This is a genomic window from Blattabacterium cuenoti, from assembly GCF_014251595.1.
In the GTDB taxonomy this organism is placed as follows: domain Bacteria; phylum Bacteroidota; class Bacteroidia; order Flavobacteriales; family Blattabacteriaceae; genus Blattabacterium; species Blattabacterium cuenoti_Q.
Map to the genome: position 1 here is coordinate 43,587 of NZ_CP059192.1, position 22,626 is coordinate 66,212.

Genomic DNA, 22,626 nt, shown 5'->3' on the forward strand with positions numbered 1-22,626 from the left:
TTCCATGTACATGGATTTTATTTCTGTTTTTTTTATACTACTTGGAACATTTGGAACCACAGAAATCGTGGTCATTGTCATTCTTGCACTTTTATTATTTGGAGGTAAGAAAATTCCAGAATTAATGAAGGGATTAGGTACTGGATTAAAAGAATTCAAAAAAGCTTCTGAAACTGAAGAAAAAGATTCAGAATCTGAAAAAGAATAAAATTTTTCTTTATAAAATTTTTCTTTCATTTTTCGTTTGTTGATTAGTGCTTTTTTTTTTCTAAAATTTTAGAAACTAATTAAACTAATAAACAATGGGAACGACAACGATAAGAAATATTATGTTTTTTGTGTTCATATTAAAAAGCTTGGTAATTCAATCTGTATCAAAAACATTTTTAGAACAAAAAAATGTAATAAACTTTCATCAAAACTTTTCTAATCCAAAATTAGATTTACATGATATGTATGTAGAAAAATTATGGAATAAAATGTTATTAGTAAAGAAAAAATATTTATATGTCAAAAAAATATCTCATAATCACAAAAAAAACACTGTTATTATCAATATTAATGCAGAAGAATTAAAATTAAGACTATATTTTCTGAATCAAAAATCTCAAATTAAAATATTAAAATACAATAATATTGTACATGCCTCTGTTGAGAGTTATCTTCGTATGAATAAATATGTAGAAAAAATGATTTCATTATCATACTTTTATTTTCCTATATTTGAAGAAAAACTCGAAAAACATCGTCTTCCAAAAGAATTAAAATATTTAGCAATTGTTGAATCAAATTTAAACCCTTTTGTGACTTCTAAAGTAGGGGCGCAAGGTATTTGGCAATTCATGTATGAAACGGGAAAAATATATAATCTTCATGTTAATTCTATTTTGGATGAAAGAAATGATCCGATTCAATCTACAGAATCCGCTTGCAAATATTTAAAATTTTTATATAAAAAAATCGGGAATTGGGAATTAGTTTTAGCAGCTTACAATGCCGGTCCTGGAACTGTAAAAAAAATATTACAGCGTTCTAAAAATAAGAAAGATTTTTGGGAATTATGGGATTTGTTTCCGAAAGAAACCCAAAATTATGTCCCAAAATTTATTGCCATAAATTATATTATGAATTATTATAAAGAACATAATATTTATCCACACTATTCTTATCCTTACAAACACAAATTTAAAGAAACTATATTAATTCCTGTAAAAGAAAAAATTTCATTAAAATTATTGGCTTATAATTTAAACATTTCTTATCAAGATTTAATTATACTTAATCCCAAATATATTGTAGATATTATACCCCCCGGAAATAAATTAAGATTGCCAAGAAATAAGATTTTACTTTTTAAAAGTAAAGAGGAACTTTTTTTAAAAAAAAAACATAAATGAAGATTCATTTCTTGAATAAAAATTAATTTTCAAAATTATGAAGGAAAAAATTGAACAAAAAAGGAAATCCTTACAACTTATCTTGGAAAAGATGGATAAAATATATGGGAAAGGAACTGTCATGCAAATGGGAAATTCTCATATAGAAAATTTAGAAATTATTTCTTCTGGATCTTTAAGTTTAGATATGGCTTTAGGTATCAAAGGATTTCCAAAAGGTCGTATTATTGAAATATTCGGTCCGGAATCTTCCGGAAAAACGACTTTAGCTTTACATGCTATTTCTCAATCTCAACAATTAGGAGGTTTTGCTAGTTTTATCGATGCCGAACATGCTTTTGATCGTATTTATGCTCAAAAAATAGGAGTTAATATAAAGGAATTAATAATATCTCAACCAGATAATGGAGAACAAGCACTTGAAATTGTGGATAATTTAATTAGATCTGGAGTGATTGATATAGTGGTCGTTGATTCTGTAGCCGCTTTAACACCTAAAAGCGAAATAGAAGGAGAAATGGGAGATTCTAAAATCGGATTACAAGCAAGATTAATGTCTCAAGCTTTGAGGAAGCTAACTTCTAGTATAGGAAAATCTAAAAGTATATTGATATTTATCAATCAATTAAGAGAAAAAATAGGAATTTATGGGAATCCAGAAGTAACAACAGGAGGGAATGCTTTAAAATTTTATTCTTCAATACGATTAGATATACGAAAAGGAAATCAAATTAAAAACGGAGAAAAAATATTAGGAAATAGAACAAAAGTAAAAGTAGTTAAAAATAAATTATCTCCTCCTTTTAGAATTGCGGAATTTGATATTATATATGGAGAAGGAATTTCAAAAATTGGAGAAATTTTAGATATGGGAGTAGATTTAGGAATTCTTAAAAAAAATGGATCTTGGTTTAGTTATGGAGACCTTAAATTAGGTCAGGGAAGAGATTCCGTGAAAGAATTTTTAAAAAAAAAAGAAAATATTATGAATGAAATACAAAAAAATATATATAAAAATATATGAAAATTATTTTTTTGGGAACTGGAACTTCTCAAGGAAATCCTATCATTGGATCTAAACACCCAGTATGTTTATCAAAAAATTCGAAAGATAAAAGACTTAGAAGTTCTATTTTAATAGAAAAAGATAAAAAAATTTTTTTGATAGATTGTAGTCCAGATTTTCGTTATCAAATGCTCAGAAGTAATTATGATAAATTGAATGCCATTTTGATCACACATGAACATTATGATCATGTTGGTGGATTGGACGATATAAGATCTATTAATTTTCATATGAATAAACCTATCCCCATTTATGGATTACGTAGAGTAATAGAAAATTTAAAAAAAAGACTTTTTTATCTTTTTTCGGATAATAAAAAATCAAACATTTCAAAAATAGACGTCCATCAATTAGATGTTTATGATAACTTTTTTTTTATAGAAAACTATAAAATTTTTCCTTTATTGATATGGCATGGAAATCTTACTATTTTAGGATTTCGTATAGAAAATTTTGCGTATATAACAGATGCTAGTGAGATTCCTATTCAAACAATACAAAAATTAAAAGGAATAAATATTTTGGTCTTAAATGTACTAAGAAAAATCGAAAAAAATCCTTTTCCTGTTATGCTTTCTGAAACTTTGAATATCATTCAAAAAATTTGTCCTAAAAAAACTTATTTGACACATATTAGCCATACATTTGGATTTCACGAAAAAATTGAAACACAATTACCTAAAAATGTATATCTCGCTTATGATAAATTAATTATATATGAATAAAAATATTCAATATAATAGAATTGATAAATAAACATACGATCCAATGCAAAAAATATTCAAACTTAAAATACTTTTTTCTACAAAAATTACTGCTTCTTTATTCTTATTATTAGCTTTATCTATGTCTATAGCAACTTTTGTAGAAGAAAAATATTCTACAGATGTTGCCAAAATATTTATTTATGAATCTATTTGGTTTGAAGTAATTATGTTACTAACCATAATTAATCTAATAGGAAATATATGGAAATATAAATTATGGAATTATAAAAAATTTCCTTTGTTTATTTTTCATATATCATTTGTCTTAATTTTTATTGGGGGAATTTTTTCCAGATATTACAGTTTTGAAGGAACAATGTCTATAAGAGAAGGAGAAATAAGTGGAAAAATTCTTTCTAGAAAAAATTATATAAAATTAAAAATCAATAAAGGACATGATACTAGATATTATCATGATCCTTATATTTTATCATCTTTTCATAATGGATATAAAGGAAAATTTTTTTTTCAAAAAAATCTTTTACAAGTAAAAGTAATAGATTATATACCATGTGCAAAAGTTTTTTTATCTAAAAAAAAACCTGAAGAAAAAATTATAAGAATAGTTTCAACCAATCAAAAAGAAAGAACAGAACATTTTGTTAAAAATGGAAATATTACAAATGTAAATGGGGTTTTATTTTCTTTTAACAAAAAAATTCCTTTTGGAATTACAATTTTTGAAAAAAAAAATAAACTTTACATCAAATCATCTTTTTCAGGTAAAAGTATAAATATGATCAATAAAAAAAAACATTTTTTATTAAAAGATCATTATAGTTTATTGAAAATAAGAAATTTATATCAAATAAACATTGGGCACAATCGTGAAATTGTGCAATGGGTTATTCCTGAAGGAGTAGTCGAAGGACAATTAAAATATGTAAAATCATGTTATCATGAAGACGATAATAAATTAAGTGCTATTACGGCAAAAATATTTTTCAATAATCAATCCCAATCGGTTACATTTTTAGGAGGAAAAAATAGAACAACAATGAGCTCTCCTTTATTTTTTAATAATTATAAAATTCAGATTGGATATGGATCAATTTTTTTGAATCTTCCCTTTTTTTTAAAATTAAAAAAATTCAAAATTGAAAATTATCCAGGATCAAAATTTCCATCCTCTTTCATGAGTGATGTCACATTAATAGATAATAATAAAAGAAAAAATTATTTAATTTATATGAATAAAGTTTTGAATTATAAAGGTTTTAGATTTTTTCAATCCGGATATGATCCGGATGGAAAAGGAACTCATTTTTCTGTAAATAATGATTATTTAGGAACATATTTTTCTTATATAGGTTATATTTTTATGAGTATAGGAATGTTTCTTACTTTATTTTGGAAAGGATCAAGATTAAATTATCTTAAAAAAAAATTGACATATTTTTCTTATAAAAATTATTTAATATTATTTGTTTTTTTTTTATTGTCAAGTATACATAATACTGTATTTTCTCAAACACACGAATTCAAAAAAATTCCTTTAGAAAATATATTCGATGCTGTTCATATTCCTAAAAAACATAGTGAAAATTTTGGACGATTGTTAGTCCAAGATTATAAAGGTAGAATTAAACCGATTAACACAATAGCTATTGAATTGCTTAGAAAAATACACAAAAAAGACTCCGTAGGTAGATTAGACGCAAATCAGTGGTTTATATCTATCCATCAAGATAGTATTTTTTGGACCAAAATTCCTTTTATTAAAGTTGATAAAAAAGGAGGATACAAATTTTTAAAAAAAGTAAGAGCAAATTCACAATATTATGTTTCTCTTATGGATTTATATTTTATAGATTCAAAAACTTCTAAACTTAGATATCTTTTACAAGAAGATTATGAATCAGCTTTTTCTAAAAATCCTATTCAAAGAAATGAATATGATAAAGCTGTACTAAATCTCAGCGAACGTGTAGGAATAATGCATGAAATTTTTCAAGGAAGATATATACGTATTTTTCCTATTCCTCATGATAGGAATCATACTTGGTCTAGTTGGATTTCAGATTCAAATCAATTAAATCCTTCAGGTTTATCCATGTTTAATAACTATCTTAAATCTTTATTATTTTCTCAAAATGAAAAAAATTGGAGTATTTCGGATCATGAAATTCAAAAAATACGATTATATCAAATTAAATACGCAAAATCTATTTTACCTTCAGAAAATAAAATTTCGGCAGAAATTATTTATAATAAATTAAATATATTTTATATATTATCTTTTTTTTATGCCTCATTTGGAGTAATGATTATTATAAATTCTTTTCTTTTAATTTTTTTCGATAAAAAGTACATATTTTTTTTTCATAAAATATTTGTTTCCATTTTATTTTTTTTATTTGTTTTAAATTTTTTGGGTTTAATTTTTAGATGTTATGTTTCTGGACATGCTCCCTGGACTAACGGATATGAATCTGCAATTTTTATTAGTTGGTGTTTAATTGGAATAGGTTTTTTATTTTATAAAAATCAATTTGTATCAGGAATCACAGCTTTAATTTCATCTATTTTACTAATGATTGCACATGGAAATGCTATGGATCCAGAAATCACCAATTTAGTTCCTGTTTTAAAATCTCATTGGTTAATTATTCATGTTGCTACCATAACATCAAGTTATGGTTTCTTTTTAACAGGAGCATTTTTAGGAATTTTAGTATTACTTTTTTTTATATTAAAGGTATGTTTTCGTAAAAAAAGTGAAATAATTCATATTCATATCGAAAAATTAACTATTATTAATGAAATATGTTTAACCATAGGACTTTTTTTACTAACCATAGGTACTTTTTTAGGTTCCGTTTGGGCTAATAATAGTTGGGGACGTTATTGGAGTTGGGATCCTAAAGAAACTTGGGCTTTAATTAGTATAATGGTTTATGCTTTTGTATTACATATTCGGTTGATTCCATATTTAAAAAATATATTTATTTTTAATTTATCCAGTATATTATCAGTCAGTTCCATTTTAATGACTTATTTTGGAGTGAATTATTATTTATCTGGATTGCATTCTTATGCAAAAGGAGATCCGATCTCTATCCCTTATTGGATATATTATAGTTTGATAATTTTGTTAATTATCACTATTTTATCTTATTATTCATTCAAATTTCATAAAATAAAATATCAGTGAATTGTCATTTTTATTCTTTTAAAAAATTTTTAAGAAAAAAAGAAAGTACTTTATTTAGAGATGCATTTGGAAATTTTCATCTTATAAAACGTTTTTTAATTTTTACTTTTGGTTGTATTTCTTATAATCGTTATAATGGATTCAATCAATTACATTTGGAAGGAACTGAGTATATAAAAGATTTACCTGATAAAAAAGTTCTTTTTGTGTCTAATCATCAAACTTATTTTGCAGATGTTTTTGCTATGTTTCACGTATTTTGTAGTGTCAAAAATGGGTTTGTCAATAGTATTAGAAACCCTATTTATCTTTTAAATCCTAAAATTAATTTATATTATGTAGCCGCAAAAGAAACTATGAATCGAGGTTTTTTAACAAAATTATTTACATATTCAGGAGGGATTACAGTCAAAAGAATTTGGAAAGAAAAAGAAGAAAAAGAACAAGTTCATCGTTCTGTTAATATATTATCTGATATAACACGTATGGGGATCGCTCTTAATGATGGATGGTTAATTACATTTCCACAAGGGACAACTCAAGCTTATGCTCCTGGACGAAGAGGAGTTGTTCACGTAATCAGAAAATACAACCCTATTGTTGTTCCCATTGTAATAGATGGATTTCAAAAAGCTTATGACAAAAAAGGATTTCGTATCAAAAAAAAAGGAGTTTTACCCAAAATGAAATTTAAAGAGCCTATTCAATTGGATTTAAAAAAAGATACAACAGATTTTATTATGGAAAAAATTATGGATGCAATAGAACAATCCCCTAAATACAGGAATACAAAAAGGATAATTCATTCATAAATTATGAATAATGAAATATAAATTGATAAAAGATACTTTTCTTAGTTTTTTTCAAAAAAAAAAACATAAAATCATTCCTTCTTTTTCTATTTTTTCAAAAAATGATCCCTCTATTTTTTTTATTAATGCGGGAATGAATCCTTTTAAGGATTATTTTTTAGGACATATAAAACCTGAATATCCTAGAGTGGCAAATATTCAAAGATGTCTTAGAATAACGGGAAAACACAATGATTTAGAACATGTTGGATATGACAATTATCATCACACGATGTTCGAAATGTTAGGTAATTGGTCTTTTGGGGATTATTCCAGAAAAGAAACGATAGAATGGGCTTGGGAATTATTGATTAAAATATATAAAATTCCTCATCAAAATATTTATGTATCTATTTTTGTTGGAGATAAAAAAGATGGATTATCCATGGATAAAGAAACTTTTCAATGTTGGAAAACTTTAATTGACGAAAATAATATTCTTTTTTTTGGAAAAAAAGATAATTTTTGGGAAATGGGATTAACAGGACCTTGTGGTCCTTGTTCAGAAATTCATGTAGATCTACGAAATGATCAAGAAAAAAAAATATTACCTGGAAAATTTCTTATTAATAAAAAACATCCTGAAGTAATAGAAATTTGGAATCTTGTTTTTATGGAATTTTTACGTAAATCAGATGGAAAATTATATAATCTTTCGACGAAACATATAGATACAGGAATGGGATTGGAGAGATTATGTATGGTTTTACAAGGAAAAATTTCTAGTTATGAAACTGATATTTTTTATCCTATAATTCAAGATATCAAGAATGATTTAGGAGGTTTTTATAATCCAAATGATTTTCATCAAAAAGTTTCTATACAAATTATAGCAGATCATTTAAGAGCTATTGTTTTTTCTATTTCAGATGGACAATTACCATCCAATAATGGAGCGGGTTACGTGATAAGAAAAGTACTTAGAAGATCCGTTATTTTTTCTACTCGTTTTTTATATAAAAAAGAACCTTTTATTTATAAATTTGTAAATTCTTTAGTCAGAGAAATGAAAACTTCTTTTCCAGAATTGGAAAATAAAAAAGAATACATACAAGATATCATTAAAGAAGAAGAATCATCATTTTTCAATGTTATTGAAAAGGGAAATAAAAAAATGAAACATATAATTCACGAATATAAAGAAAAAAATAAAAAAATTATTGATGGAAAAAAAATTTTTCAATTATATGATACTTACGGTTTTCCCATAAAATTATCTAAAATATTAGTGGAAAAAAACAACTTATTCATTGATGAAGAATCATTTCAAAAAAAATTGTTAGAACAAAAAAAAAGATCCCAACTAAAAAACGACTTAATCATAAAAAAAGATTGGATCAAAGTCCATAATGATTTTCATAAAAATCAAAATTTTGTAGGATATGATTTTACAGAGTGTAATATTTTTATATTAAAATACAGAGAAGTAGAAAATAAATTAAAAAAAATCCATTATTATGAATTAATTTTTTCTAAAACTCCTTTTTATCCTGAAGGTGGAGGTCAGTTGGGAGATACAGGATTTATAATAAATCAATTTGAAAAAATTGATATTTTTAATACTAAAAAAGAAAATTCTATTATTATACATTATGTTAAAAAATTACCTGACAATATTTTTTCTTCTTTTAAAGCCATAGTAAATCAAAACAGAAGATCAAAAATAGAGAAAAATCATACTTCCACTCATTTATTATATTTTGCTTTGAAAAAAATTTTAGGACATCATATTCAACAAAAAGGTTCTTATGTGGGGGACGATTATTTAAGATTCGATTTTTCTCATTATAAGAAAATAAGCACTAAAGAATTAAATCAGATAGAAAATTTAGTTCAAGAATTAATTTTTTATGATCTTATTTTAAAAACAAAAATATTTAATTCTTTACAAGAAGCTAAAAAAAATGCTTTATGTAGTGAAATATTTGAAGATAAATATAATAAAGAAGTTAGAGTGGTTTCTTTTGGTGAATCTTCAGAATTATGTATTGGAACACATGTTAGACATACTGGATTGATTCAAGTTTTTGAAATATTATCAGAATCTTCCATATCGTATGGAATACGTAGAATTAAAGCTATTACTTCCGAACAAGCAATTCAACATCTAAAATCTATTCGAGATCAGTATCAATCTTTAAAGAAGATGATGAAATTTCCAGATTCTCCTATAAAAAGTTTTTCCATATTACAGGATGATAATGAAAAATTAAAACAAGAAATATCCAAAATTAATTTGGAAAAAATAAAAATATTAAAAAAAGAATATTCGCTGAAAGCGATAGAACTACCTTTCATAAAATATATATATGAAATTGATCCTAATCAAGAAAGAGAAATAAACATGATGAGAAAAATAGTTTTAGACTTAAGACATGAAATTCATAATTTATTTATGATTATAGGATTTATAAAAAATGAAAAAGCAATTATATTGATATCTATTTCTGATTCTATTATTAAAAAAAATAATATTAGTGCCCATCAAATCATATCTAAAATGGCGGATCATATACACGGAAAATATTGGGGCAACTCTTATTTTGCTACAGCTATGGGAACTAAAAAAAATGGGCTTAATTTTGTTTTAAAAGATGCAATAGAGTTCCAAAGTTGGTTACAAACCAAGTAACTGATTTTGATAGATATTTAAAATGTTTAAATTTGAAGTAAAAAGTAATATATGTGTATATGAATGATAGATATTCTTTTCTAAATACCATTCATTTGAATGATATAGAATTTCTATATAATAAATATCAAGATAATCCTAATTCAATAGAATCGAGTTGGAGAGCTTTTTTTCATGGATTTGATTTCGGAAATAATAAATCCAAAAACATTTTAAAATCAGTAAATTATGATACTATAAAAAAAGAATTTTTAGTATATAATTTAATTCATGATTATAGAAAAAGAGGTCATTTTTTTACGAATACAAATCCTATACGAAAAAGAAGAAAGCATTTTCCTTCTTTAGATTTAAAAAATTTTGGATTATCTGAAAAAGAATTGGATACACATTTTGAAGTAGGAAAGTTAATAGGAATAGGAAAAACTTCATTAAGAAATATAATTCATCATTTAAAAAAAATTTATTGCGGTTCGATAGGTATCGAATACATGTATATTTCAAGTCCTGAAAAAGTACAGTGGATTGAAAAATGGTTTGAAAAAGAAAAATTGAAATTTTATCCAGAGGATAAAAAATTTTTTTTGAAAAAATTAAATGAAGCAGTTACATTTGAAAATTTTATTCATACTAAATTTGTAGGACAAAAAAGATTTTCTATAGAAGGAAATGAATCCACATTACCTGCATTAGAAGAAATGATAGAGTATGCTTCTGACAGATATTTCACTAAGGATTTTATGATTGGAATGTCACATAGAGGTCGTTTAAATATTCTTTCTAATTTTTTTAAAAAAAATTATTCTCAAATATTTAGCGAATTTCAAGGGAAAGAATATAAAGAAAAAGAATTTTCTGGTGATGTTAAATATCATTTAGGTTTTTCCAACAAAAGAAAAACTCGTAAAAATCGATATATAAAAATGAACTTAGTTCCTAATCCTTCTCATTTAGAATCTGTAGATGCAATTGTGGAAGGAATTACACGTGCTAAAATAGATATGATTTATAATCAGAATAGTAATTCTGAAAATATAATACCTATTTTGATTCATGGAGATGCCGCTTTATCTGCTCAAGGTATTGTATATGAAGTACTTCAATTATCTCAATTAAAAGGATACAGAACTGGAGGAACAATCCATATCGTAATTAATAATCAAATAGGATTTACTACAAATTATATTGAAGGTCGTTCAAGTATATATTGTACTGATATAGCTAAAACCTTGATGTGTCCAGTATTACATGTTAATGCTGATGATGTTGAGGCTGTTATTCGTTCTATGTATTTTGCTGTCGACTTTCGAATGCGTTATCATGAAGATATTTTTATAGATTTATTGGGATATAGAAAATATGGACATAATGAAGGTGACGAACCAAGATTTACTCAACCTTCTTTATATAAAGCTATATCTAAACATCCTAATTCTTACGAATTATACAAAAAAAAATTGGAAAAAGAAAAAATTATTGATAATAATGATGTAAAAGATATGGAAAAAGAATATGAAAACATTCTTAATACAAAATATAATGAAGCTAGTAATATTAAATGGAACGTATTAAATTCTTTTTTAGAAGAAGAATGGAAAGATTTTCCTATTATATATAATAATGAAGAAATTTTTAAACAAGTAGATACACAATTTCCTATTGAAAAGATTCTCAAAATATCTGATCAAATTTTTTCTCTTCCTAAGAAGAAAAAATTTTTTAAAAAAACGGAATTTATCTTTCAACAAAGATTAAAAATGATAAAAAAAGAATTAGTGGATTGGAGTATGGCCGAACTACTTGCTTATGGTACACTTTTATATGAAGGATTTCATATTCGTTTATCAGGAGAAGATGTAGCAAGAGGGACATTTTCTCAACGTCATGCCGTTGTAAAAACAGAAGAAGAAGAAGACATTATTCTTCTTAATCATATCTGTGAAAGGCAAGGAAAAATACAAATTTTCAATTCTCCTTTGTCAGAATATGGAGTTTTAGGTTTTGATTATGGATATGCAATGTATTCTCCTCATGTTTTAACTTTATGGGAGGCTCAATTTGGAGATTTTGTCAATGGAGGACAAATCATAATAGATCAATATATTTCTTCTGGAGAAAACAAATGGAAAATTAGAAATGGAATTGTTTTATTATTACCCCATGGATATGAAGGACAAGGTCCAGAGCATTCTTCTGCACGTATTGAACGTTATTTACAACTTTGTGCTAACAATAATTTGTTTGTCGTGAATTGTACGACTCCAGCTAATTTTTATCATCTTCTGAGAAGACAAATGAAATTAAAATATAGAAAACCTCTTATTGTTTTTACTCCTAAAAGTTTGTTAAGAAATACAAAATGTTTATCATCAATAAAAGATCTTTCTGAAGGAATGTTTCAGGATATATTGGATGATCCTTCTACAAAGGATAGAAACAAAATCACGAAATTAATTTTTTGTTCAGGTAAAATGTATTATGAATTACTCAATCAAAAAGAATCCATTAAAGATGATAAAACTGCATTAATTCGTGTAGAACAGATCTATCCATTAAATATAGAAAAAATTAAAGTCCTTATAAATAAATATAAAAATCAAAAAAAAATTTTTTGGGTACAAGAAGAACCAGAAAACATGGGATTATGGAGTTTTATTTTAAGAAAAATAGGAGATATTATTTCATTTAATTTAATAGCTCCATCTGAAAATTCTAGTCCGTCTACAGGATCTTATCCTGGTTTTTTAAAAACTCAAAATAAAATATTAAAAAAAGCTTTTCTTTGAAATTTAAATTATAATAATTAAAATTTAAATTATGATAATACAGGTAAAAGTACCTTCACCAGGAGAATCAATTACAGAAGTAGAAGTTTCCACATGGCTCGTTAAAAATGGAGATTATGTTCATAAAGGTCAAACAATAGCAGAAATAGATTCCGATAAAGCCACTTTAGAAATTTCTGCAGAAGATGATGGTATAATAACTTTAATGGTGGAAAAAGGAGAAAGAGTCCGAGTAGGAAATGTTTTATGTATTATCGATTCTTCCAAAAAAGAAAAATTTACAAAAAAATATCAAGATAATATCGTTCATGATCATAAAAAAAAAGATAATCTTGAAAAAAAATATTCTCTTAAAATACCTTCACCTGCTTCAAAAAAAATTTTGAAGGAAAAACATATTCCTATAGAATCTATTCAAGGAACAGGAAAACATGGTAGAATTACAAAAAAAGATTGCATCTTTCATTTAGAAAAAATAGAAAAAAATGAAATTCCATTTTTTCCTAATGAACCTGTTACAATGTATAGATCACAAACAAAAACCACACTTTCTTCTCTCAGAAGAAAACTTTCTAAGAGGTTAGTTGATGCCAAGAATCAAACTGCATCTCTTACCACATTTAATGAAGTCGATATGCAGGAAATTTTTTTAATTAGAAAAAAATATAAAGATATTTTTAAAAAAAAACATGGAGTTAATTTAGGTTTTATGTCTTTTTTCACTATGTCTTGTGTAAGAGCTCTGAAACTTTATCCAGATATCAATGCTATGATTAGTGGAGAAGAAAAAATTAATTTTGAATATTATGACATTAGTATTGCGATATCTGGTCCCAAAGGATTAATAGTTCCCGTAATTAGAAATACCGAACATTTATCATTTCGAGGAATAGAACAAGAAATATACAAATTATCAACACGGGTTCATAATGGGACAATTTCTATAGATGAAATGACAGGAGGAACTTTTACCATTACTAATGGAGGAGTTTTTGGATCTATGTTATCGACTCCTATTATCAATCCACCACAAAGTGCCATATTAGGAATGCATAAAATTATGGAAAGACCTGTTGTCATTAATGAATCCATTGAAATACGTCCTATGATGTATTTGGCATTATCTTATGATCATAGAATAATTGACGGAAGAGAATCTGTAGGATTTTTAGTATCTGTCAAAGAATCTATAGAAAACCCCATAAAATTTTTGATGGGAGGAAGTGAAAAAAATATTTATAAAAAATTAGAATTATAAAAATCAAGATTTATAAAGATTAAAAAAATAGAACATTAAATTTTTTTATGAAAAAAATTTTTATCATTTTTTTTTCTTTGGTTATTTTATTAGGAGGAGTAAAAAAACAACCTCATAAAGAAAAAATAATAATAAAAGAAGATAAATTACATTTCAAAAAACCTATTAACATTATTTTTATGTTACCTTTATTTTTGAGTTCTACAGAAATAAGTCAGGAAAATAAAAAATTAAGTGATAATGCTTTATCTTTTTATCTTGGATCTAAAACAGCTATTGATTTTATTCTTTTCTTTCAAAAGAAAGAAAAAATAAATATTAAAATATTTGACACTAAAAATGAAAAAAAAAGGATTACAAACTTTATTAGTTCATATGATTTATCTAAAATTCATGCTATTATAGGTCCTTTTTTTCGTTCTTCTTTAGAAGAAGTTGCCAAAAAAAACAATAAAATCCCTATTATTTCTCCTTTTATATCTTCTGATTATTTAAATTTTTATCCTAATATTATTCAAGCTGAAACACAAGATATTTATCTAATAGAACCTATTTTGGATGAAATTAAAATTCATCATAAAAAAAACAAAATAAAAATTTTGTATCTATTAGGAGAAGAACCATCCCAAAAAATAAAAAATTTTATAAAAAAACAATTATTACAATGTAATCATCATTTTAAAATTTTTTATTTGAAAAATAATTTCTATAATATTAAAAAAAATATACCTTTTTTTGCAATTTTTTTAGGAGGAGATCCTATTTTAGGAAAAGAATTTATTGAATTAATTAAAGGGGTTCCTGTCAAAAAAATTATTCCTTTTGGAATAGGTTATAATCATGTTTACTATCAGAATTTATCCTTATTAAAAGAACATAAATTTTTATTTACAACTAAATATCATTTTAGTCAAAATGACCAAAATAAAAGAAAAATGTTTTTTTTTATTAGGAAAAAACTGGGAAATCATTTAAACAAATACCAATTATTAGGATTTGATTTATCTTGTGATATATTATATAGACTTATTGAAAATCATAATTTATTTGAAATCATAGATAAAAGACCTTTTTCAGGATTGGTAAGCAAATATAAATATGAAAAAATTTCTGATACAGAAGGATATATAAATAGAGGATTATGGGTTATTCGTTTATATTAGAATTTTTTTCTAATATAAGGATTCGGTTTGTTGATATTTCCTATGTTTATTTTTTTCATTTGTATTTTTATGATTTGAATTTGTTCATGTAATAAACCAGAAATATCCATTTTTTTTGCTTCTAACAATAAATTTTCAGCTCTTTTTTTATTTCCTTTTGATAACGATACTATCGCTAAATTTAGTTTAGCAATAGCTATATTTTGTTTAAATTTTAATCCCGAATCTAAAGCTTTCTGCATATAATTTTCTGATTTAAAAATATTATTTTCTGAATACAAAATTCCATTCAAAAAATAATAATAAGCCATTTGATTTTTAGTTAATTGTAATTTAGGATATTTAATGTATCCTAAATATTTTTTGAATCCTTTCATATCCTTTTTTTGTATTTTAAAAAAAGCTAATAATAAAAATTCATTTCTAAAAATAAAAAAAATAGGAATTAAACTCAATAGAAGAAAGATATATCCATATAAATAATTTTTGTTTAAAAATGATAAAACAGATCCTAAAAAGATGAACATGGATAATCCCATTTTTGAATATTTACTCATAATTTACGGAATCAATATGTTTTTCTCTAATCCAATTCATAAGATCTTGATAATTTTTATAACATAAAGTATGTCCAGATTCATATTCTTTGTAAAATAAAGAAAATATTTTCTTTTTTTTTATAAATTTCAATCCTTCTTTTGCCCAATTTATAGGAATTATGGGATCATATTTTCCATGAGATATAAAAAATTCTAAATCGTATAAATGATTAATTTTTTGGGGTAATATGCGATGTTCTAAATATCCACTTAAAGCGATTACTTTTTTTATTTTATCATGATTTTTTAATGCTATCGCATAACTTAAAATTGCTCCTTGACTAAATCCACATATCCATATTGGATTTTTTTTTAATTGATACTCTTTTATGGCTTCATGTATAAAAAACGATATTTTTTCAATAGTATTTTTGGCTTGCATGATATTAATAAAATTTTTTTTATTATCAAAATCTATATCATACCAAGAATATTTATTGACCCCAATAGAATATATACCTTGTATCCCAATTAGAAAAAAATCTTTAGGTATCTCTTCTTGAAGAGAAAAAAGATCTTTTTCATTACTACCATATCCGTGAATCATTAAAAATAAAGTATTTCCATTTACAGATTTCTTTATAATATGTTTAATAGAAAGTTGATTTTTTAAAATCATAGAATATTTTTATTTATGAATTTTGTGTATTCTTCCATTTTCTATTTTCAGTTTTTCATCCGCCATATTGGCTAATTGAAGATTATGAGTGACGATTAAAAAAGTTTGTTTTAATTGATAATTAAGTAAAGAAAAAAAATTATGTAATTTTTCCGCATTTTTTACATCTAAATTACCAGAAGGTTCATCCGCAAAAATAATTTTGGGATCATTGATCAATGCTCTAGCTACGGATAATCTTTGTTTTTGACCCCCAGATAATTCTTCTATTTTATAATTTTCATATTTAGATAAATCTAAGTTTTTTAATAAATCTTTAGCTTTTTTTTTCACATATTTTTTATTTTTTTTGATAAACCCTGGTAAACAAATGTTTTCTAATACAGTAAATTCAGGAAAAAGTTGAGGTGTTTGAAAAATAAAACCTATTTCTTGATTTCTCAAAATAGAAAGCTCTTTATCTTTCATAGATAATATATCTTTTTTGTTAATTTTTATAACCGTTTTTTTTTTATTTATAGTCGGTTTTTCTAAAGTACCTAAAATATGTAATAAAGTACTTTTACCAGCTCCTGATTCTCCTAAAATACACACAATATTTCCTTCTTTTACCGTTATGTTTATTCCTCTCAAAACTTCATCTTTTCCAAAAGATTTATAAATATTTTTTGCCTGGATCATTTTATTGTAAATTTAAAATTCTTCTTTCTAAGAAACTAAATTAGAAAGATAAAAAAATGTTTAAATAATTTTAGTTTAAATTTACTTTAAAAATTATTTTCAATGAATTTACATGAATACCAAGGTCGAGAAATATTGAATTCATTTTCAATTCAGGTTCCTGATGGAATGATTGCCTCTTCTCCTGAAGAAGCTGTAGAAATAGCTAAAATTCTTTTTAAAAAAATTAAAAAAAATTCTTTAGTTATTAAAGCTCAAATTCATGCTGGAGGACGAGGAAAAGCTGGAGGTATTCAAATAGCAAAAAATTTGGATGAGGTTTATGAAAAGTCAAAAAATATTTTAGGAAAATATCTCATAACCCCCCAAACTTCTAGAAAAGGAAAATTGGTTCGTAAAATTTTGTTATCTGAAGATGTTTATTTTTATGAACCAAGTCCTCCCATTGAGTATTATTTATCCATATTATTAAATCGAGATATAGAAAAAAATATGATTCTTTATTCAAAAGAAGGAGGAGTTAACATAGAAGATCTTTCAAATAAAATATACAGAGAAGTCATAGATCCGATATTAGGGATTCAATTATTTCAAACAAAAAAAATTGGTTTCAATTTAGGTTTAGAAATAACCGAAAATGATAAATCTTTAAAAAATTTTAGTCTTTTTTTATTTTCACTTTATAAAGCTTACATTAATTGCGATGCTTTATTATTAGAAATTAATCCTTTGATTAAAACATTTAATCAACAATTTATTCCAGTTGATATAAAAATTGTTTTGGATGATAACGCTTTATTTCGTCATAAAAAATACGATTTGATACATGATCAAGATGATGTTAATATAATTGAACAAAAAGCAGCTAATGTCAAATTAAATTTTTTAAAATTAGAAGGAAATGTGGGATGTATGGTAAATGGAGCTGGATTAGCAATGGCGACTATGGATATGATTAAATCTTGTGGAGGAGTTCCGGCTAATTTTTTAGATATAGGAGGATCAGCAGATCAAAAACGTGTAGAAAAAGCTTTTGATTTAATATTAAAGGATAAATCTGTTAAAACAATATTAATCAATATATTTGGAGGAATTGTACGTTGTGATACCGTTGCAGAAGGTATTATTAATTATTTTTCTAAAATTGATCAAAATATTGAAATTCCCATTGTTGTTCGTTTACAAGGGACAAATGAAAAAGTAGCAAAAAAACTAATTCAAAAAAGTTTATTACCTATTTATTTTACTGATTCTTTGAAAGAAGCAGCAGATAAAATACAAGAAATTTTGCATCTAAAATAAGATTTATTGATTTTATGAATAAAATTTTTTCTGTATTATCTGAAAAATATCAACCTTTAAAATGGCATGAAGTAATAGGACAAAATGATATAATTTTTATTATAAAAAAAGCAATACAAGAAAATCGTTTATCCAAAATTTTATTTTTTTATGGTCCTGAAGGAGTAGGAAAAAATACATGTGCACGAATTTTATCAAATGAATTAAATTCTTTTTCAAAATTCGAAAATTATTATTCGAACAGATTTGAATTCAATGGAGTTTTAAATGATTCATTAAAAAATCTTGATAAGATTATCAATAAATCTCGTGTTGTTCCTAAAATAGGAAAATATTATGTATTTATTATTAATGATATACATATGTTTTCTCAATACTTTTTCAATTTTTTTATAAGATTCATAGAAGAAAAACATCCGCATATATTATTTATTTTTTGTGGAACAGAAGAAAGAAAAATTCCAAAATTAATTTTATCACGTTGTCAAGTTTATGATTTTAAAAGCATTTCTGCAAAAGAAATTTTTTTCTATTTGAAAATGATTGCGGAAAAAGAAAATATAAAAATAGAAAATGAAGCGTTATTGATTTTATCAAAATATGTCAAAGGTTCTATTGGAAAAGCTATTTATTTATTTGATAAATTAATTTTATGTAATAATTATAAAATATCAAAAGAATTTATAATTCAAAAATTAGGAATTATTGATATAAAATACTATTTTGAAATAGTAGATTATCTTTTAGATCAAAAAATTCATAAAATATTTATTTTATTAGATAAAATTTTACAAGAAAAAATTGATTTTTATGATTTAATTATAGGTTTAACCAAACATTTTAGAAATTTATTTTTATCTAAAAATCATGAAACAATTTCTATTCTAAAATTTAGAAAAGAGGTAATGTTTTCTTATATATCACAATCAAAAAAAATATCCTATTTTTTTTTAACAAATGCTTTGAATATTTGTCTTAAATTGAAAAAAGAATATGAAAAATTTAATCGAAATTGTAGATTAACAATTGAAATTTGTTTCATACAGTTGGCGTATTTATTTGATCATTATAAAAATAAAAATTCTTCTTTTATGGAAGAGAAAAAAAAAAATGAAAAAATTCAATTTTTAAAAAAAACTTGGATCAAGTTTGTACAGAAATTTTCTGTAAAAAAAAGCACTATTTATTTATATTTTTTGAAAAATGAAATACAGTTTCAAATAAAAAAAAATAAAATATTTTTTTTTGTTCCATCTAAATTAGTGGATCATAATTTTTTATTAATTCAAACACATTTTTTTAAATATTTTAAAGAAAAATTTAATAATCCACATTTAGAATTTGAAATTGTGAATAAGAATTCAAGTATAATAGAGCAATATTATCTTTTATATCATAAAAATAAATTAGTAGAAACATTAATAGAACGATTGAATTTAAAAATTTCTTCTTCTTAGATAAGACAAAAAAAAGAAAAAATTTTTATAAACGATTTTTTTTGCATAATATTTCTATTCAAACTACTACTAGTTTGTAGAAATAAAAGAAATATTTTATCTTTTTTTTATTTATAAAATATTTTTAATGATTTTAATTTATGATTCATCATTATTCGTCAAACAGTATAAAAAAAATTTATTTTTCTTCTACTTATTCCGATGAAGATATTGAAAATGATAGCTCTACTTCTTCTTATGGATCTGGAGGAAGTGGAACTGGTTCTGGTTATTATGGAGGATCTTCAATCAGAAGTAAAACTCCTGTTTTAGATAATTTTGGAAGAGATTTGAATTCTATAGCTATGGAAGGAAAATTAGATCCAGTAGTTGGTAGAGATAAGGAAGTTGAACGTGTCTCTCAAATCTTGAGTAGAAGAAAAAAAAATAATCCTCTTCTTATAGGGGAGCCTGGAGTCGGAAAATCTGCTATTGCTGAAGGATTGGCTTTACGTATTGTACAAAAAAAAGTTTCTAGAGTTTTATATAATAAAAGAGTCGTTGTATTAGATTTAGCTAGTCTAGTTGCTGGAACTAAATATAGAGGTCAATTTGAAGAAAGGATAAAGTCTATTATTAATGAATCAGAAAAAAATGCAGGTCTCATTCTTTTTATAGATGAAATTCATACTATGATTGGAGCAGGAGGAACTACAGGTTCATTAGATGCTTCTAATATATTTAAACCCGCTTTAGCAAGAGGATATATTCAATGTATTGGAGCGACTACACTAAATGAATATAGGCAGTATATCGAAAAAGATGGAGCTTTAGAAAGAAGATTTCAAAAAATTATAGTGCAACCTTCTTCTGAGAAAGAAACTATAGAAATTTTAAAAAATATAAAAGGAAAATACGAAAGTCATCATAACGTTATTTATACAGAAAAAGCGATAAAAGCTTGTGTAAATCTTACTGTACGATATATTTCCGATCGTTTTTTACCAGATAAAGCGATTGACGCTTTAGATGAAGCTGGATCCCGTGTTCATATTAAAAATATAAAAGTTCCACAGGAAATAGTTTTTTTAGAAAAAGAATTAGAAAGCATTCGTAAAGAAAAATCTAAAGTTGTTAAAAGTCAAAAATATGAAGAAGCAGCGCGTTTACGTGATACAGAGAAACGTATTGAAAAAAAATTAATAAAAGCCCAAAAAGAATGGGAAGAATCGTCTAAAAAAAATAAAGAAATAGTATGCGAAGAAAATGTTGAAGAAGTGGTCTCAATGATGAGTGGAGTTCCTGTAAATAAAATAGCTCAAGCTGAAATGAAAAAATTGAGTAAAATGATAAATATATTAAAAGAAAAAGTAGTAGGTCAAAATGAAGCCGTAGAAAAGATAGTTAGAGCAATTCAAAGAAATAGAACTGGATTGAAAGACCCTAATTCACCTATCGGTTCTTTTATTTTTTTAGGACAAACAGGAGTAGGAAAAACTTATTTAGCAAAAATTTTTGCCAAAGAATTATTTGATTCAGAAGAATCATTAATTCGTATAGATATGAGTGAATATATGGAAAAGTTTTCTGTTTCTAGATTGATAGGGGCTCCTCCAGGTTATGTCGGTTATGAAGAAGGAGGGCAATTAACAGAGATTATACGTCGTAAACCTTATTCTGTAATATTATTGGATGAGATCGAAAAAGCACATTATGAAGTATTTAATATTTTGTTACAAATATTAGATTATGGATGTGTAACAGATAGTATTGGAAGAAAAATAAATTTTAAAAATACCGTAATTATTTTTACTTCCAATACGGGGACTCAACAATTAAAAGAATTTGGTCAAGGAATAGGTTTTCACACTCAAGCAAGAAAATTAAATAATTACGTTAAAAATGTATTCGAACAAGCTTTAAAACGAACTTTTTCTCCTGAATTTTTAAATAGAATAGATGATATTATTATTTTTAATTCGTTAACGAAAGAAAATATATCCAAAATAACTTGTATTGAATTGAAAAAAATAATTTTTCATGTATATCATTTAGGTTATGAATTGGTATTATTCCCTGAAGTCATAGATTTTATTAAAAAAATAGGATTTGATCAAAAATATGGAGCACGTCCTTTAAAAAGAGTGATAGAAAAATTTATCAAAAATCCTATATCAGAATATATAATTAGTGAAAAGTTAAAAAAAGGAGACAAAATTTCGCTAAAAATGAATAAAAATAATGACAATGTAGAAGTATTGATTCATCAAAAAAAATGAATTTCATTTCAAAAAAAATAAGAATTATTGAAAAAATATTGGATGATTTATTTCCAAATCCCACTAGTACTCTACATTATGTTAATGAATATACTTTATTGATATCCATTTTATTAACTGCTAGAAGTCAAGATAAAAAAGTTAATGAAATTACAAAAATTCTATTTAGAAAAATAAAGAACCCTATGGACGTAATTTATTTTTCTATTGAAAACATAAAAAACATTATAAAAAGTATAGGACTTTACAATAGAAAATCTAAAAATATTTATGATTTATCCATTATACTCATAAATAAATATAATGGGATTATTCCTAAGAATATTTCAAAATTAAAATCTTTACCTGGAGTAGGACATAAAACAGCTTCTGTTTTTCTATCGCATGTATGCGATGAATTTGTATTTCCTGTAGACACTCATATTCATAGAATGATGTTTCGTTGGAAACTAAGTAATGGAAAAAATGTACAACAAACAGAACAAGATGCAAAACATGTTTTTAAAAAAAAAAACTGGAAAAAGTTACATTTTCAAATTATTTCTTATGCTAAAAAATACTCCCCATCTCGAAAATGGAATTCAAAAAAAGATATTATATATCAAGAATTAATAAATCATAATTTATTGTGATATA

General features: G+C 24.5%; 17 protein-coding genes. 14 read left to right on the top strand and 3 right to left on the bottom strand.

Annotated features, from left to right (window positions below):
- The first annotated feature begins 4 nt into the window (after nt 1-4).
- From H0H66_RS00185 to H0H66_RS00230, 10 genes are all read left to right on the top strand, one after another.
- Complete coding sequence (locus H0H66_RS00185) at nt 5-208, top strand: Sec-independent protein translocase subunit TatA/TatB (RefSeq protein WP_394366939.1); 204 nt, start codon at nt 5-7, stop codon at nt 206-208.
- A 94-nt stretch (nt 209-302) separates the two neighbouring features.
- Nucleotides 303-1,397, top strand: a complete 1,095-nt coding sequence (locus H0H66_RS00190; protein WP_185857985.1) for a lytic transglycosylase domain-containing protein — start codon at nt 303-305, stop codon at nt 1,395-1,397.
- A 37-nt stretch (nt 1,398-1,434) separates the two neighbouring features.
- Nucleotides 1,435-2,421 carry a recombinase RecA gene (gene recA, locus H0H66_RS00195; RefSeq protein ID WP_185857986.1) on the top strand — a complete coding sequence of 329 codons (987 nt, stop codon included), beginning with the start codon at nt 1,435-1,437 and terminating at the stop codon, nt 2,419-2,421.
- Complete coding sequence (locus H0H66_RS00200; RefSeq protein ID WP_185857987.1) at nt 2,418-3,188, top strand: MBL fold metallo-hydrolase; 771 nt, start codon at nt 2,418-2,420, stop codon at nt 3,186-3,188. Before recA ends, H0H66_RS00200 begins: the two co-directional genes overlap by 4 nt.
- A 43-nt stretch (nt 3,189-3,231) precedes the next feature.
- A complete protein-coding gene (ccsA, locus tag H0H66_RS00205) occupies nt 3,232-6,384 on the top strand; it encodes a cytochrome c biogenesis protein (RefSeq protein ID WP_185857988.1) in 3,153 nt (1,050 codons plus the stop codon).
- On the top strand, nt 6,381-7,196 hold the full coding sequence (locus H0H66_RS00210) for a lysophospholipid acyltransferase family protein (RefSeq protein WP_185857989.1): 816 nt from the start codon (nt 6,381-6,383) through the stop codon (nt 7,194-7,196). The genes ccsA and H0H66_RS00210 overlap by 4 nt, the downstream gene beginning before the upstream one ends.
- A gap of 10 nt (nt 7,197-7,206) precedes the next feature.
- Nucleotides 7,207-9,867, top strand: a complete 2,661-nt coding sequence (gene alaS / locus H0H66_RS00215) for an alanine--tRNA ligase (protein WP_185857990.1) — start codon at nt 7,207-7,209, stop codon at nt 9,865-9,867.
- A 59-nt stretch (nt 9,868-9,926) separates the two neighbouring features.
- Nucleotides 9,927-12,653 (top strand): 2-oxoglutarate dehydrogenase E1 component, encoded by a 2,727-nt coding sequence (locus tag H0H66_RS00220; protein WP_185857991.1) that lies wholly within the window; start codon nt 9,927-9,929, stop codon nt 12,651-12,653.
- A gap of 31 nt (nt 12,654-12,684) precedes the next feature.
- Nucleotides 12,685-13,911, top strand: coding sequence for a 2-oxoglutarate dehydrogenase complex dihydrolipoyllysine-residue succinyltransferase (gene odhB / locus H0H66_RS00225; RefSeq protein ID WP_185857992.1), 1,227 nt, complete (start codon nt 12,685-12,687; stop codon nt 13,909-13,911).
- A 47-nt stretch (nt 13,912-13,958) separates the two neighbouring features.
- A complete protein-coding gene (locus tag H0H66_RS00230) occupies nt 13,959-15,074 on the top strand; it encodes a type 1 periplasmic-binding domain-containing protein (RefSeq protein ID WP_185857993.1) in 1,116 nt (371 codons plus the stop codon).
- Here H0H66_RS00230 and H0H66_RS00235 read toward each other — a convergent pair.
- Genes H0H66_RS00235 through H0H66_RS00245 form a run of 3 tightly spaced genes read right to left on the bottom strand, consistent with a single transcriptional unit; the run spans nt 15,071 to nt 16,973 of the window.
- Complete coding sequence (locus tag H0H66_RS00235; protein ID WP_185857994.1) at nt 15,071-15,631, bottom strand: hypothetical protein; 561 nt, start codon at nt 15,629-15,631, stop codon at nt 15,071-15,073. The two genes, H0H66_RS00230 and H0H66_RS00235, sit on opposite strands and share 4 nt — an antisense overlap.
- Nucleotides 15,624-16,292 (bottom strand): alpha/beta hydrolase, encoded by a 669-nt coding sequence (locus H0H66_RS00240; protein ID WP_185857995.1) that lies wholly within the window; start codon nt 16,290-16,292, stop codon nt 15,624-15,626. The genes H0H66_RS00235 and H0H66_RS00240 overlap by 8 nt, the downstream gene beginning before the upstream one ends.
- A gap of 9 nt (nt 16,293-16,301) precedes the next feature.
- Entirely contained in the window at nt 16,302-16,973 is a 672-nt protein-coding gene (locus tag H0H66_RS00245; RefSeq protein ID WP_185857996.1) for an ABC transporter ATP-binding protein, read from the bottom strand.
- 102 nt (nt 16,974-17,075) lie between these two features.
- Between H0H66_RS00245 and sucC the strand changes: the two genes are divergently transcribed.
- The 4 genes from sucC (at nt 17,076) to H0H66_RS00265 (ending at nt 22,622) form a co-directional block, all read left to right on the top strand.
- A complete protein-coding gene (gene sucC / locus H0H66_RS00250) occupies nt 17,076-18,275 on the top strand; it encodes an ADP-forming succinate--CoA ligase subunit beta (RefSeq protein ID WP_185857997.1) in 1,200 nt (399 codons plus the stop codon).
- Between the two features lie 14 nt (nt 18,276-18,289).
- The gene (locus H0H66_RS00255; RefSeq protein ID WP_185857998.1) at nt 18,290-19,732 is read left to right on the top strand and encodes an AAA family ATPase; all 1,443 of its coding nucleotides are present in this window, start codon (nt 18,290-18,292) and stop codon (nt 19,730-19,732) included.
- Between the two features lie 140 nt (nt 19,733-19,872).
- A complete protein-coding gene (locus H0H66_RS00260) occupies nt 19,873-21,990 on the top strand; it encodes an ATP-dependent Clp protease ATP-binding subunit (protein WP_185857999.1) in 2,118 nt (705 codons plus the stop codon).
- Nucleotides 21,987-22,622: an endonuclease III domain-containing protein gene (locus H0H66_RS00265; RefSeq protein ID WP_185858000.1), complete on the top strand. Its 636-nt coding sequence runs from the start codon at nt 21,987-21,989 to the stop codon at nt 22,620-22,622. Before H0H66_RS00260 ends, H0H66_RS00265 begins: the two co-directional genes overlap by 4 nt.
- Nucleotides 22,623-22,626: the final 4 nt, after the last annotated feature.

Excerpts from the sequence above, each read along its gene's own strand:
- sucC (WP_185857997.1), top strand. The coding sequence starts at position 17,076 with ATGAATTTACATGAATACCAAGGTCGAGAAATATTGAATTCATTTTCA.
- H0H66_RS00235 (WP_185857994.1), bottom strand. The coding sequence starts at position 15,631 with ATGAGTAAATATTCAAAAATGGGATTATCCATGTTCATCTTTTTAGGA.
- H0H66_RS00255 (WP_185857998.1), top strand. The coding sequence starts at position 18,290 with ATGAATAAAATTTTTTCTGTATTATCTGAAAAATATCAACCTTTAAAA.
- H0H66_RS00245 (WP_185857996.1), bottom strand. The coding sequence starts at position 16,973 with ATGATCCAGGCAAAAAATATTTATAAATCTTTTGGAAAAGATGAAGTT.
- H0H66_RS00230 (WP_185857993.1), top strand. The coding sequence starts at position 13,959 with ATGAAAAAAATTTTTATCATTTTTTTTTCTTTGGTTATTTTATTAGGA.
- H0H66_RS00240 (WP_185857995.1), bottom strand. The coding sequence starts at position 16,292 with ATGATTTTAAAAAATCAACTTTCTATTAAACATATTATAAAGAAATCT.
- ccsA (WP_185857988.1), top strand. The coding sequence starts at position 3,232 with ATGCAAAAAATATTCAAACTTAAAATACTTTTTTCTACAAAAATTACT.
- H0H66_RS00220 (WP_185857991.1), top strand. The coding sequence starts at position 9,927 with ATGAATGATAGATATTCTTTTCTAAATACCATTCATTTGAATGATATA.
- H0H66_RS00265 (WP_185858000.1), top strand. The coding sequence starts at position 21,987 with ATGAATTTCATTTCAAAAAAAATAAGAATTATTGAAAAAATATTGGAT.
- recA (WP_185857986.1), top strand. The coding sequence starts at position 1,435 with ATGAAGGAAAAAATTGAACAAAAAAGGAAATCCTTACAACTTATCTTG.
- H0H66_RS00200 (WP_185857987.1), top strand. The coding sequence starts at position 2,418 with ATGAAAATTATTTTTTTGGGAACTGGAACTTCTCAAGGAAATCCTATC.
- alaS (WP_185857990.1), top strand. The coding sequence starts at position 7,207 with ATGAAATATAAATTGATAAAAGATACTTTTCTTAGTTTTTTTCAAAAA.
- H0H66_RS00190 (WP_185857985.1), top strand. The coding sequence starts at position 303 with ATGGGAACGACAACGATAAGAAATATTATGTTTTTTGTGTTCATATTA.
- H0H66_RS00260 (WP_185857999.1), top strand. The coding sequence starts at position 19,873 with ATGATTCATCATTATTCGTCAAACAGTATAAAAAAAATTTATTTTTCT.
- odhB (WP_185857992.1), top strand. The coding sequence starts at position 12,685 with ATGATAATACAGGTAAAAGTACCTTCACCAGGAGAATCAATTACAGAA.
- H0H66_RS00185 (WP_394366939.1), top strand. The coding sequence starts at position 5 with ATGTACATGGATTTTATTTCTGTTTTTTTTATACTACTTGGAACATTT.